The following is a 12547-nucleotide window of genomic DNA, read 5'->3' as shown; positions in this document are numbered from 1 at the left end:
TAGTATTTATAGCTCATACAGCTTACTTGTTCATCACACTAATTAAAAAGGCTGAAATTTTAGCGCCTTCTCTAAGTGTCGTTTCAGAGCTTGATTGGCCAACTAAAGAGCTGTCGGTAAATGGCGCTATTTCCATCATATCAGCACCCGTAATCGGAAACTCATCCGCAATGGCTGATAAAATATCAAGCGCATGCTGTGGTGTTAAACCATTATGTTCTGGCGTGCCTGTGGCAGATGCAAACTCTGCATCAAGCGCATCAATATCAAAGCTTACGTATACTTCATCAACGTTATCAGCTTTTAATTGTGCAATAGCGTCGGCAGCAACCGCTGCTGCGCCGCGCTCAATGATTTCATGTGCCCAATGTTGCTTAACGCCAAAGGTACTTTCCCAGTGCGCTTTAGGCTTGCCACTTGAGCGTATACCAAATTGTATTAAATGATGTGGTGCTGGTAAAAATTCTAAAATATGTGTACACCACGAGCCAAAACATAAATCTATGCCTAAGCGCTCAACGAGTAAATCTGTATGCGCGTCAAAGTGAATAATAGCGGTACGCTTACCTTGCTCACGTTTTGCTTTTAAGTACGCTTTGGTAAGTGGGTAACTAATTGAGTGATCGCCACCAATACCAAATATCCCTTTATCTTTAAATGTCGCGTAAAAGCTGTCGCATACATCCTCAGTGATTGATAACGGACTTACGTAATAGTCGTTATCTTCATTACCGTATAGGGCTTTTTGGCAATTAGAAATGGTTGCATCATTTAGGTATTTATCATGAAGTAAATGTGGGATTACACGTACATCGCCTAAATCAAACGAGTGACACTGCGGTTGCTGATCAATTAAAGCTGAGCGCACAAACAGTGGCCCCCAGTTTGCACCGCGTAAAATACCACCGCCACAGTCTGAGCTAATACCTAACATAACGGCTTTATGCGGAGAATTTGGTAATTCATTTAAAGACTCGCGCCACAAATTATCAACGTTTTCAGTTTGCCCGTATAGCTTATTACGCAGTGCGGCTTTGCGCTCCTTTGCAGTATTTACTGTGTATACGCCATCACCAGGTGCGCACAAACAGTGCTCAACTTTGTTTTTAAATGCTTCAAATTGTGTGCTCATAATAAACTCCTTCGATTTTTATTCTGTACGTAGCTAATTACTTTTGATTAGTTATGCAAAATCACCAAAAGTGCCTAAACTTCAAATAAATTCCACTTTGCTAAATAAGTCTGTACCTAATATAAATAAACACGTTATCTTTTACGTGCTTAATAAAAATTTAAGCCATTGAATTAATTTAATATTAATGAACATTTACCATAAACTATTTAATTGTAGTTACGCGCTTGGTTGATACTTATTATGTCTGCTTGAACATGTCAACAGCACAACAAGCCTACGTATATAAGCACTTGATTGAATATTCATAGTTGATGAATAAATCAAATTAATCCTTAAAATTATTAAGACTTAATTGGAGGAGTTAAGATAAAACGGACAATCGTCCTGTACTTGATAAACGTTTCTAGCAATGATGCTAGATTGACACAATTTATTATAAAAAGGCTTAGCTATGGAAAAGGTATTTCACTTAGGACTATGTATTGACGATCTTAAAGGTGCAAAACTTGCGATTGTACCGGGCGATCCAGATCGTGCTGCACGCATTTCACAATTCCTAGACAACCCAACCTGCCTTGCTCAAACTCGTGAGTTTCATGTTTACTTAGGTCAACTAAACGGCCATTCGGTGGTTGTTTGTTCTACGGGTATTGGTGGTCCATCTACGTCGATTGCAGTAGAAGAATTAGCACAACTTGGCGTGCGTAAATTTTTACGTATTGGTACAACAGGTGCGATTCAGCCACATATCAACGAAGGCGAAATTTTAATTAGCCAAGCGTCTGTACGTTTAGACGGTGCAAGCCAGCATTTTGCTCCTCTTAGCTACCCTGCTGTGTCTGACTTTTATGCAACACAAGCTATGGTACAAGCATGTAAAAACTTAAATATCGATTTTCATATTGGTATTACTGCATCAAGCGATACATTTTATCCAGGACAAGAGCGTTACGATACGCATTCTGGTTACGTTCCTAAATCACTACAAGGTAGCTGCGAAGAGTGGCAAAAACTGGGCGTGATGAACTACGAAATGGAATCAGCAACATTATTTACTATGTGTGCAGCCCTTGGTTTACAAGCAGCATGTGTTGCCGGCGTACTTGTTAATCGTACTCGCCAAGAAATACCAAATGTTGACCATGGTGAAATTGAGCGTAAATCTGTAGCGGTAGTATTAGAAGCGGCTAAAGTATTACTTGATTAATACCAAGTAAACTTAATAGATAAAATTGTAAAGCACAGCTCTGGCTGTGCTTTATTGTTTTTAAGAGGTTATTTTAGCTGAGCGCTAATTACTTCTATTGCCGGTAGATTTTTAAAACTTGCAAGTACAGCACGTGCTACACCCTCTTGGTTTTCATGGCCTGCGGTTTCTAAAAGTGTAATTGATTTTACTGTACTTTCGTTAAAGCTAAGCCCTGCGATAAATAATTGGCTAAGTGCACTTTGTAGTGGCGACAAGCTTGGGCTGTACGCTGCGTTTTCTGCGTAACTTCCGTAAAAATCACCATTTTCAAATGTACTAATTTTTACTGCACTAAAGTTTTTACTATAGGGTACGTATGCGTTTAATGCTGTACTTGCTAGTTTTTCATCTAGTTGATCATTTGCAAATACGTGCTGGTGAGGCTCTGGATTAAACAAGCTAAACGCGTTACCTAAATCAGTCGGCCCAAACGAGTGCGGCAGTAATTCTGCCAACTTAAAGTGTTGCTCTGGCAATAAAATATCAAACTCTTTCGCATCAGCGAGTTCGTTCATAAACTGGCGGCAATACCCACACGGTGCATCGCTAATCGCTATTTTAACTATTTTTTTAGCACCGTTTAACCATGCGTTATTTATAGCCGATTGCTCTGCATGAACCACTAAACTCAATGCTTGATGATCAAACTCTACATTTGCACCAAAGTAAAAGTTTACCTCATCGTTTTCATCAAGTGCTTTAACAATTGCGCCTACATGAAAATCTGATATCGGCGCAACAGCATACTCAGAAGCCAAAGGTACTAAACCTTGTAATAATGCATCATCAGACACATTGAGTTGTGCGCATAACTGTTTAATATTATTAGAATTTAATATGCCATGTTGTGATTTTAATTGACTACGTAATGACGCTGTTTGCGCTACGTTTAATGTGATGTGAGAATTTGTAAGTGCTGTATCTTGCTGTACAGTAAAAGTTGCTGAAGCCATAACATTTTTTAATTATTCAATGGCTAAGTAGTTTAAAAGGTTAGGATGTTAAATACCAGCCTATTTAACGCAAAAAAAGGGAGCATATCGCGTGCTCCCTTTTAATACCAATAGGTATACCTAACAAAATAAAGTGTTAGCCGGTATTACGCATACCTGCAGCTATACCTGTCATCGTGATCATTAACGCATTATCAATGTCACCTTCGTTGCGTTTTTCCTCTGAGCGAGCACGGCGTAAAAGCTCAACCTGTAGTAAGTTAAGTGGATCGGTGTACGGGTTACGTAAACTAATCGACTCCTTAATCCAAGGTTGTTCGGCTAGTAGGCTTTTTTGCGGGCTAAGTGATTGCACCAAGCTAATGGCTTCTTGAAGCTCTTTACGAAGTGTTACACCCAGTGGTTTGTACATATCTTCCACCAGCGCATTGTCGTAATGCTCACTCAACCAGCAATCGGCTTTACTAAATACCATTTCTAGCATTTCTAAGCGCGATCTAAAGAACGGCCATTGTAAGCTCATTTCGTTTAGGGTTTCTGCGCCGTACTTATTAAGCGCAGCTTTTAAGCCTGTTAACGCACCTAACCATGCTGGAAGCATTAAACGGTTTTGGCTCCAAGCAAAAATCCATGGAATAGCACGTAAACTTTCAACGCCACCATTAGGATTACGTTTTGCAGGGCGAGAGCCAAGCGGTAGCTTAGACAGTTCAAGCTCAGGTGTTGCCATTCTAAAGTAAGGTACAAAGTTTTCATCATGGCGAACTACATTACGGTAGTGCTCACACGACTCCTCACTTATTAGCTTCATTACTTCGCGCCATTCTGGCTTTGGCTCCGGTGGCGGTAGTAAGTTACTTTGTAGAACTGCGCCTGCGTAAATATTTAAGCTTTGCAGTGCTACATCGGGTAAACCAAATTTAAAGCGAATCATCTCGCCTTGCTCGGTTACACGTAAACCACCTTTTAAAGAGCCTGGCGGTTGTGAATGCAGCGCTTGTGCAGCGGGTGCACCACCACGACCTACTGTACCACCACGTCCGTGGAATAAAACAAGCTCAATACCACGTGCATCAGCAAGTTGTACTAGTTTATCCATTGCTTCGTACTGCGCCCAACCTGCTGCCATCATGCCGGCATCTTTAGCTGAATCAGAGTAACCAATCATTACGTTTTGTGTGTTTTTAATGTGCCCGCGATACCAAACATTATCAAGCAATGTGGTAATTACATCACTGCCTGCGTTTAAATCGTCAAGTGTTTCAAAAAGCGGTGCTACTGGTAAATCAAAGCTGCAGCCGCTTTCTTTTAGCAATAGTTGTACCGCTAAAATATCTGACGCTGTGCGCGCCATCGAAATAATATACAAACCAAATGTAGCTTCGTCTTGCTTGGCAATCACATCAAAGGTATCAAGTACTTCTTGTACATCAGGACTTGGTTGCCAATGTTTTGGAATAAGCGGTCTGCGTGAGTTAAGCTCTGCAAGTAAAAATGCTTGTTTGTCTTGCTCTTGCCATTGGTTATAGTCGCCTAAACCTAAGTAACGCGTTAGCTCAGAAAACACATCGCCGTGGCGAGACGAATCTTGGCGCACATCAAGTTTAGCTAAACGCAAACCAAAGCTATTTATACGGTGCAGTAAATCAAGTAATAAGCCATCCGCAACTACTTTCATATTACACTTTAATAACGAGCGATAGCACACTTCAACCGGGTATTTAAGCTGATTAATATCAGTAATTAAGTCTTGTGAATCGCTGCGCTTATTTTTAATTTTAGCACCTAAGTGCGCCACTGTTTCAGCAACCTGATTTTTAAGCTTTTTGATTACCGCTCTGTATGGTTCAAACTCTTGCCCTGCAAGCTCAATAAGCTCATCACTGGCATCTGACATAGATAATTCAGCGCACAACGTTTTTAAATCTTGAATGTATAAGTTAAGTGCCATCCAACGACCATGATCAAGCACCTCTTTTGTTACCTGCGATGTTACAAATGGATTACCATCACGGTCTCCACCCATCCAAGATGTAAACTCAATTGGGCTGTAATCTATCGGTAACTCTAAGCTTAATTGGTCTTTAACATTGGCTGAAAATTCACGTAAAAAACGCGGTACCGCATGCCAAAGGCTATTTTCTATTACGGCATAGCCCCATTTAGCTTCATCAACAGGTGTTGGACGAGAGCGACGAATATCGTCGGTATGCCACGCTTGGCTAATCAGCTGTTCAATACGATTTAAAATATTGTCACGCTCTTGCACTAAGTTATCTTTTCGCTCTAATGATGCAAGGCAGTCACTTAGTTCAACGTGTTTGTTAATAATAGTACGGCGTGTAACCTCGGTTGGGTGAGCGGTCAATACTAAATTTATGTGGAGTTTTGAGAGTGTTTCGGCCAAATGATTACTGTCTAGCTGGCCTTGTTCTGCTTTTGTAGCTAACGTTTTTAATGTTTGAGTGAGAGGGTTTTGTTGACCAAGGCCAACGTCATTAAAACGCGAAACGGTATGAAATTGCTCTGCTACATTAGCAAGGTTTAAAAAATGATTAAATGAACGGGCAACCGGTAAAAGCTCTTCGTCACTAAGCGCATGTAAAACTTCTATAAGCGCTTGTCTGTCGTCTTCGTTACCACTGCGAGATGATTTTGATAAAGCTCGAATTTCTTCTACTTTATCTAAAATCGCTTGACCTTGGGCATCTTTAATTGTTTGTCCTAGTAGTTGCCCTAGTAAATTTACATTACCTCGCAAGGCGGCGTATTGTTCACTCATTTATCAGTCTCCATTTTTTCGTAGGACACTATTAATATCATTATGAAGAGATATTTAATAGATCCATTTGCAATGTCTTGTCGTAAAAAAGTATATATAAAATAATCACAAAGCATTCACATGGTCATTTTTTACGATGGTAACTGTCCTCTTTGTAGCACTGAAATGCAGCAACTAAAGCACGCAGATACTAAAAACCTAATTACGCTTGAAGATCTTAACGCGACCGACTTCAGTGAGCGGTACTCGTATATTGATAGAGACAAAGCAATGACTTACCTACAAGCTCAAAAGCAATCAGGTGAAATGATTTACGGGCTTGATGTAACTTACGAGGCATGGAAAATAGTGGGTAAACACGGCTGGTTGAAAATTTTTCGCTTGCCAATAATTAGCTTTTTCGCTGACTGTGGATATGTGTTATTTGCAAAATACAGACATTCCCTTAGTAAAATTTTAATGCCAAACACAACGTGTTCTAATGGGCAATGCAGTTTAAAAAATAAGGGTAGTAAATGAAAACCATTGTTTTATTTGGCGCTAGTAGTGCGATTGCTAAAGCGTATGTTGAGCACTTAAATAACCATGCATCACAATTTAAAGTTCTGTGTGTCAGCTCAAGTGAATACAGCAGCGCCCCTACACATACTGAGTACTTTAGCACCGACTACAGCGCTCAAAGCCTGGCTATTTTTACCCAGCACTTAAAAGATACTCAAGCTGAATTACATCAAGTTATTATATTCAATGGTAAACTTCATAACACTCAGCACATGCCCGAAAAAAAGTTAGAAGATTTAAACGCTGATTATTTTAACGAGTTACTAAATGCTAATACACTCACGCCGTTACTTTGTTTACAGAGCATATTGCCTCTATTAACCCACAAAACGCAGTGTACTATTACAGCATTAAGTGCGCGCGTAGGTAGCATAAACGACAATGAATTAGGTGGCTGGTATACTTATCGCGCATCTAAAGCGGCGCTTAACATGCTATTTAAAACGGCGGCTATTGAACTTGCTCGTCGTGCTAAAAACACAAAACTCATTTTGTTTCATCCAGGCACTACCGATACCGAACTCTCAAAGCCTTTTCAAAAAAACGTACCTGCAGGTAAGTTATTTACGCCTGAATTTGTAGCTGGGCAGCTTTTTGAATTAACAAACAACAACCCTGATTTAAAACTAAACGGTGAACCTGCTTATTTAGACTGGCAAGGTTCAACCATACCGTGGTAAGGATTTTTAATGCATTTTACTAAAGCGCGAATAGACGCACTTGAAAAACATACCCGTACTCACTTAATCAACTCTCTTTCGGGTTTTAAAAGCGCTAACTTAATTGGTACACAAGACTTACTTGGCAATACTAACTTGTCGATTGTCAGCTCCGTTATTCACCTTGGGGCTAACCCACCGTTAGTTGCAATGATAATGCGTCCTCATAGTGTGCCGCGTCATACGTTTGAAAATATTTTACAAACGGGCACTTACACCATTAATCAAGTGAATAAGTCGATTTATAAACAAGCTCATCAAACCTCAGCCCGTTACGATAAAGACGAATCTGAGTTTGATGCTACAGGCTTAACGCCTGAATACTTAAACGACTTTGCAGCCCCTTTTGTAAAAGAAAGCCGCTTAAAGTACTCGGTTAAATTTGTAGAAAACCAACATTTAGCCATCAATGGAACTGAGCTCGTTATTGGCGAAATTATGGATGTTTTTGTTGATAAAGCCGCGCTGCAAAGCGACGGTTTCCTAGATTTACAAGCAATAGAAACAGTGGCAGTAACTGGGCTTGATAGCTACCACACAAGTAATAAACTCACGCGTTTACCTTACGCTAAAAAATAATATGACCTTTTAAGAGGCTATAAACTACTAGCCTCTTATCGCATAACATTGAATTTTACCTTGGTATTAATCACACTAGTTAAAAATCCAAGGAGAAAAACATGACTACCATCGGTATTGGTACACAATCTAGCGAGCAAGCGTTGGCAAGCTTAAGCAATATGACGCACACGCTAACCCCTATTGCAGCTGACGAACATTTAGAGCGCATAGCCAAGGCGCAAGCGTATATGCTAGCTAACAACATAGATGCAATTTATTTAAACGCTGGCACCAACCTAACCTACTTTACAGGGATGAAATGGTACGCGAGCGAGCGCATGGTTGGCGCGATATTACCCGCCCTTGGTGAAGTACAATATATTGCGCCTTATTTCGAAATTGGTTCACTAAACGGGTTTAAAGTAATAGAGGGGCCTATTCATGGGTGGCAAGAGCACGAAAATCCTTATGCACTTTTTGTCGAAGTACTAAAAAAGTTAAATATTAATGAAAACGCAACCATTGGCATTGATGAAAGCGCACAATTTTTTATATTCGACGGCATTAATAAAGCGCAAACGGGTTTAACACTCATAAACGCACAACCTGTAACGGCGCATTGCCGTATGCATAAATCAATTCACGAGCTTAGCTTAATGCAGCGCGCGATGGATATGACCTTAGCCGTACATCAAGCCACAGCAAGCATGCTTTATGAGGGAATAACCACCACCGAAGTGGAAGCCTTTATTAAACAAGCACATCAAAAAGTAGGCGCGCCAGGTAACTATTTTTGTATTGTTTTATTTGGTGTTGCAACGTCTTTTCCGCACGGGGTTAAAGACGCCCAAGTACTTAAAAAAGGCGATATGGTATTAATTGATACCGGCTGTAAAGTACACGATTACCTATCTGATATTACCCGTACCTATGTATTTGGCGAACCAACAATGCGCCAACGCATGTTTTGGGATCATGAAAAAGCAGCGCAAATGGCGGCATTTAATGCAGCTAAAATCGGTGCTACGTGCGAAGACGTAGACGCGGGCGCACGTACTTATTTAGCGGCGCAAGGGTTAGGTCCGCAGTACCAAACACCGGGTTGCCCGCATCGAACTGGCCACGGCATTGGGCTAGACATTCATGAATGGCCATACTTAGTTGGCGGTGATAAAACCCCACTTGCCCCAGGCATGTGCTTTAGTAACGAGCCAATGTTAGTTATACCTGATGAATTTGGCGTACGTTTAGAAGATCATTTTTACATGACCGACAACGGCCCTCATTGGTTTACACAACCAAGTTATAGTATTGACGACCCATTTGGGCTTAACGCTTAAAACTGAATTCCTTCAAGAGCAGCTGTTTAGTTGCTCTTTTTAGTTTGGTATTGATAAAGCTAAATTAATCCCAATATCCTTTTTTATACTTAGTTATAAGCAATCCTCAAAAGGATAAATATGAAAAACTTTAAAATTGATATCGTTTCAGACGTAATGTGCCCTTGGTGTGTAGTGGGTTATAAAAACCTAGAAACTGCACTAGAGCAACTCAAAGACGAAATGAGCGCAGATATTACGTGGCATCCTTTTGAACTAAATCCAGATATGCCAATTGAAGGTCAGGATTTAAACGAACATTTAATGCAAAAGTACAACCTAACAGAAGAGCAAGGCGACGAAAATCGTAAAAACATGTTCGAAGCAGGTCAACGTGCTGGGTTTACTTTTAATTTTGATGGCAAACGCATCATGATCAACAGCTTTGATTTGCATCGTTTATTAATGTGGGCACGTGAAGAAGGTAAGCAAACCGAGTTAAAACTCGCCTTTTTTGAAGCGCACTTCACTGATTTAAAATACTTAAATCAAGAAGAAGCACTGCTCGACGTTGTTGAAAAAGTAGGTCTTGATAAAGAAACTGCGCGCAGTATCCTACATTCAGACAAATACGTTCAAGACGTACGCCAAGAGCAAGACAACTTTAAACAGATGGGTATTACTTCAGTACCTACATTTATCATAAACGATAAATATGCACTTACTGGCGGACAACCAAGCGACTCATTCATTCAAGCACTAAAACAAATTAGTGAAGAAGAAGCCAAGCAAGACGCTTAGCGAGTAAATTGCTGTTTAACATATATAAGGCTGCGCAATGCAGTCTTTTTCTATATAGCGAAGGTTGCTTCTTTACTTTAAAGAAAACTAAGTACGATAAAGTGCCTTAGTACACTTAAGATTCAACCTGCCTTCTTATGTTTGTGACATAAACATGCGTAAAATAAATATTTTAAACAGCTTTTTAATAACGTAATATCCTCATTCACTTTCGTTATCTGGATGTAAGAATGGACGCTTATACAAAAAGAAAGTTCTACAGAGCTTTGACTCGCTACAATTATTTCCCAAACCAGAAGTCTAATATAGGGGAACTACCACCACTTATTAGCACTAGGCAGTTTACTCCAGAGGTCTGTGAAGCATTAGCAGCACTTAGGGAATCTGACACCCGAGAAAGCAGTGGCTATGATGTAGTGACATATAATGCTACTAGGTATAACAACGCATTCCGTGAACTATCATTGATTCATCCTAAAGCATACGCGTTGCTCGCAAGTCACTTGCACGACCACTGGAATAAGATTCAGCCATTTACCACCAGCGAAAGCAGTATTATAAAACCTGAAGAACATGAAGATGGTCGAATCATGGTAATGAACTATGAAGACCCCATTGAAAAAACCACACGAGCACTAACTGAGAGTTTTGGTAAGCGCTTTCAAGTCAAAGCTGACATATCAAACTGCTTCAATAGTATATATTCACATGCTATCGCATGGGGGCTTGTTGGATTCGACTACGCCAAGACTAATCGCCAACATCACTTGTGGTTCAATCTGGTCGATAAATACCAAAGAAAATGCAAACGTAACGAAACACAAGGTATTCCAATAGGTTCTGCCACTTCAAATATTAGTCTTGAAATCATACTTGGAAAAATAGATTCGGAGCTATTAGAAGCTGGTTATCACTTTCACCGATACGTGGATGATTACAATTGTTACTGTGAAACAAATGAATCCGCACATCAATTTCTATTACTACTTGGACACTTATTAGCAAGATACAAGCTATCTTTGAATATTCAAAAAACTCAGATTATCGAGCAGCCTGCACCAGATCAAGATGCGTGGGTATTAGAATTGCTTGGCAACCTACCTAGTAGATTGAATAAATCCCACGAAGATGAGCCAAAGCTAACAGCTTCTGAAGCTATCACATTCATCAATCATGCAATTCTTGTAAACAAGCAAACACCTGACGGCAGTGTATTGAAATATGCTATTCAGTTGATAGTAAACTTTCTTGATCATCAAGCCCCAGCGACCGTATACAGCTGTGTTCTGAACTTATCTTGGCACTACCCTATTTTAATCCCATACCTTGATAGGTTAATTGAAAAATCCAATATTAAAAGAGGTGACATTGATAATCATCTAAATGCCCTAATTATTGAAAACTGTAAACATCGTCGTTCAGATGGAATCTGTTGGCCTCTCCACATAATGAAAAAATTAGGAATTGCTCCTGCCGATAACACTATAGATGCGATTATAGCGAGTGAAGATTGCGTCAGCTTGACTATTCTGAATTCAATACTTATTGGTAATAAGCAAATTGTTGATTTTGCAGATAAAGTAATTAACTCAAACGACAACTACTTTATTGATACATATTGGCTTTTGCTTTATCAGTTATTCAGAGATGGTGATGTAAAAAATGCTTACACCAATATTAAAATCTTTGATACTCTCTTGGAGTTTGATGTTAATTTCATACCCGGTGAAACACATACTCAAGCAGAACATAAATGTGACGGAATTAATACAGGTTTTGTCTTCGGACCTATTGAAGGCTTATTGGAAAAGATTAAGAAGTAAAACTTTTAGTTTTCCTATTTACCCCATCATAATAACTAACTAGTGTAGTGGTCATCTGATTTTCACTAAAAAGTTTCCAACTTCATTTAAACCCAACAATTCCAAGCTATACATTCAATAAAATTTATAGCTTGATAACTAAAAAGGCTGCAGTGTGCAGCCTTTTTAGTATTTGTCAGCGAGCTTATTAAGTACGATAAAGTACTTTAATTACACGCCAGTCAAATTTAGTTTTAACTAGGAGCGTCTCTAAAATAGCGCCTATAAAGGCTAATTTTCAAACTGATAAAACATTTGGTCGAGCCCAAATTTACCTAGGTCACTGCCTCTTGCCCTAATCGGCAGGATGAATATTTTTTAGCTAAGATTTGAAACTTTTAACACTAACCTAGTTGCGTATAAAAGGCAGTTGAAGTTACTTTTTGACCAACTAGTTCTTTGTGGTATTCAAATGCGCAACTCCAATTTATTTGCTTGTAACCATCACTATCCCCATCTGTAACATATATTTAAATGACAGAGCCCATAGTTAAAATGATAACAATAAAAGTATAAGCTTTTTCATATTCACCTCCTATGTTCACAATAAGAGAAATTCAGCATATAGCTTCTATTAATTTTCGATGGATTTTCTTACAATACTC

Annotated in this window: 10 protein-coding genes and 1 pseudogene; 7 read left to right on the top strand and 4 right to left on the bottom strand. The window is 39.4% G+C overall.

The genetic code is table 11. The features are described 5' to 3' along the window. Positions 1-22: 22 nt before the first annotated feature. Positions 23-1132 carry an arginase family protein gene (locus tag GQR39_RS13995; protein ID WP_165735908.1) on the bottom strand — a complete coding sequence of 370 codons (1110 nt, stop codon included), beginning with the start codon at positions 1130-1132 and terminating at the stop codon, positions 23-25. A gap of 454 nt (positions 1133-1586) precedes the next feature. Here GQR39_RS13995 and udp point away from each other — a divergent pair, with 454 nt between their 5' ends. Continuing rightward, entirely contained in the window at positions 1587-2342 is a 756-nt protein-coding gene (udp, locus tag GQR39_RS13990; RefSeq protein WP_007582384.1) for a uridine phosphorylase, read from the top strand. A 68-nt stretch (positions 2343-2410) separates the two neighbouring features. Here the strand turns inward: udp and cdd are convergent, their stop codons facing one another. Together cdd and ppc are read right to left on the bottom strand one after the other, a co-directional pair. Then, the gene (gene cdd, locus GQR39_RS13985) at positions 2411-3337 is read right to left on the bottom strand and encodes a cytidine deaminase (RefSeq protein ID WP_165735907.1); all 927 of its coding nucleotides are present in this window, start codon (positions 3335-3337) and stop codon (positions 2411-2413) included. A 136-nt stretch (positions 3338-3473) separates the two neighbouring features. Then, complete coding sequence (gene ppc, locus GQR39_RS13980; RefSeq protein ID WP_165735906.1) at positions 3474-6119, bottom strand: phosphoenolpyruvate carboxylase; 2646 nt, start codon at positions 6117-6119, stop codon at positions 3474-3476. Positions 6120-6239: 120 nt separating this feature from the next. On the opposite strand from ppc, the gene GQR39_RS13975 reads away from it, so the two are divergent. The 6 genes from GQR39_RS13975 (at position 6240) to drt4 (ending at position 11903) form a co-directional block, all read left to right on the top strand. Continuing rightward, the gene (locus GQR39_RS13975; RefSeq protein ID WP_165735905.1) at positions 6240-6638 is read left to right on the top strand and encodes a DUF393 domain-containing protein; all 399 of its coding nucleotides are present in this window, start codon (positions 6240-6242) and stop codon (positions 6636-6638) included. Then, positions 6635-7360 carry an SDR family oxidoreductase gene (locus GQR39_RS13970; protein WP_165735904.1) on the top strand — a complete coding sequence of 242 codons (726 nt, stop codon included), beginning with the start codon at positions 6635-6637 and terminating at the stop codon, positions 7358-7360. Before GQR39_RS13975 ends, GQR39_RS13970 begins: the two co-directional genes overlap by 4 nt. 9 nt (positions 7361-7369) lie before the next feature. Then, positions 7370-7978 carry a flavin reductase gene (locus GQR39_RS13965; protein ID WP_024605704.1) on the top strand — a complete coding sequence of 203 codons (609 nt, stop codon included), beginning with the start codon at positions 7370-7372 and terminating at the stop codon, positions 7976-7978. Positions 7979-8079: 101 nt separating this feature from the next. Beyond that, positions 8080-9300 carry a Xaa-Pro peptidase family protein gene (locus tag GQR39_RS13960; protein WP_165735903.1) on the top strand — a complete coding sequence of 407 codons (1221 nt, stop codon included), beginning with the start codon at positions 8080-8082 and terminating at the stop codon, positions 9298-9300. A 120-nt stretch (positions 9301-9420) separates the two neighbouring features. Then, the gene (locus GQR39_RS13955; RefSeq protein ID WP_165735902.1) at positions 9421-10080 is read left to right on the top strand and encodes a DsbA family oxidoreductase; all 660 of its coding nucleotides are present in this window, start codon (positions 9421-9423) and stop codon (positions 10078-10080) included. Between the two features lie 230 nt (positions 10081-10310). Next, on the top strand, positions 10311-11903 hold the full coding sequence (gene drt4 / locus GQR39_RS13950; protein ID WP_165735901.1) for an antiviral reverse transcriptase Drt4: 1593 nt from the start codon (positions 10311-10313) through the stop codon (positions 11901-11903). A gap of 187 nt (positions 11904-12090) precedes the next feature. Here drt4 and GQR39_RS20315 read toward each other — a convergent pair. Beyond that, positions 12091-12280: pseudogene (locus tag GQR39_RS20315) on the bottom strand (peptidylprolyl isomerase); the annotation flags it as partial. Positions 12281-12547 lie beyond the last annotated feature (267 nt).

Source organism: Pseudoalteromonas sp. C8, assembly GCF_011378685.1.
In the GTDB taxonomy this organism is placed as follows: Bacteria; Pseudomonadota; Gammaproteobacteria; order Enterobacterales; family Alteromonadaceae; genus Pseudoalteromonas; species Pseudoalteromonas arctica.
This window is presented reverse-complemented; position numbering and strand designations above follow the sequence as displayed.

Bases quoted from the DNA above. Each gene is read 5' to 3' on its own strand.
- GQR39_RS13975 (WP_165735905.1), top strand. From the start codon at position 6,240: ATGGTCATTTTTTACGATGGTAACTGTCCTCTTTGTAGCACTGAAATG.
- GQR39_RS13960 (WP_165735903.1), top strand. From the start codon at position 8,080: ATGACTACCATCGGTATTGGTACACAATCTAGCGAGCAAGCGTTGGCA.
- GQR39_RS13955 (WP_165735902.1), top strand. From the start codon at position 9,421: ATGAAAAACTTTAAAATTGATATCGTTTCAGACGTAATGTGCCCTTGG.
- GQR39_RS13970 (WP_165735904.1), top strand. From the start codon at position 6,635: ATGAAAACCATTGTTTTATTTGGCGCTAGTAGTGCGATTGCTAAAGCG.
- cdd (WP_165735907.1), bottom strand. From the start codon at position 3,337: ATGGCTTCAGCAACTTTTACTGTACAGCAAGATACAGCACTTACAAAT.
- udp (WP_007582384.1), top strand. From the start codon at position 1,587: ATGGAAAAGGTATTTCACTTAGGACTATGTATTGACGATCTTAAAGGT.
- GQR39_RS13965 (WP_024605704.1), top strand. From the start codon at position 7,370: ATGCATTTTACTAAAGCGCGAATAGACGCACTTGAAAAACATACCCGT.
- ppc (WP_165735906.1), bottom strand. From the start codon at position 6,119: ATGAGTGAACAATACGCCGCCTTGCGAGGTAATGTAAATTTACTAGGG.
- drt4 (WP_165735901.1), top strand. From the start codon at position 10,311: ATGGACGCTTATACAAAAAGAAAGTTCTACAGAGCTTTGACTCGCTAC.
- GQR39_RS13995 (WP_165735908.1), bottom strand. From the start codon at position 1,132: ATGAGCACACAATTTGAAGCATTTAAAAACAAAGTTGAGCACTGTTTG.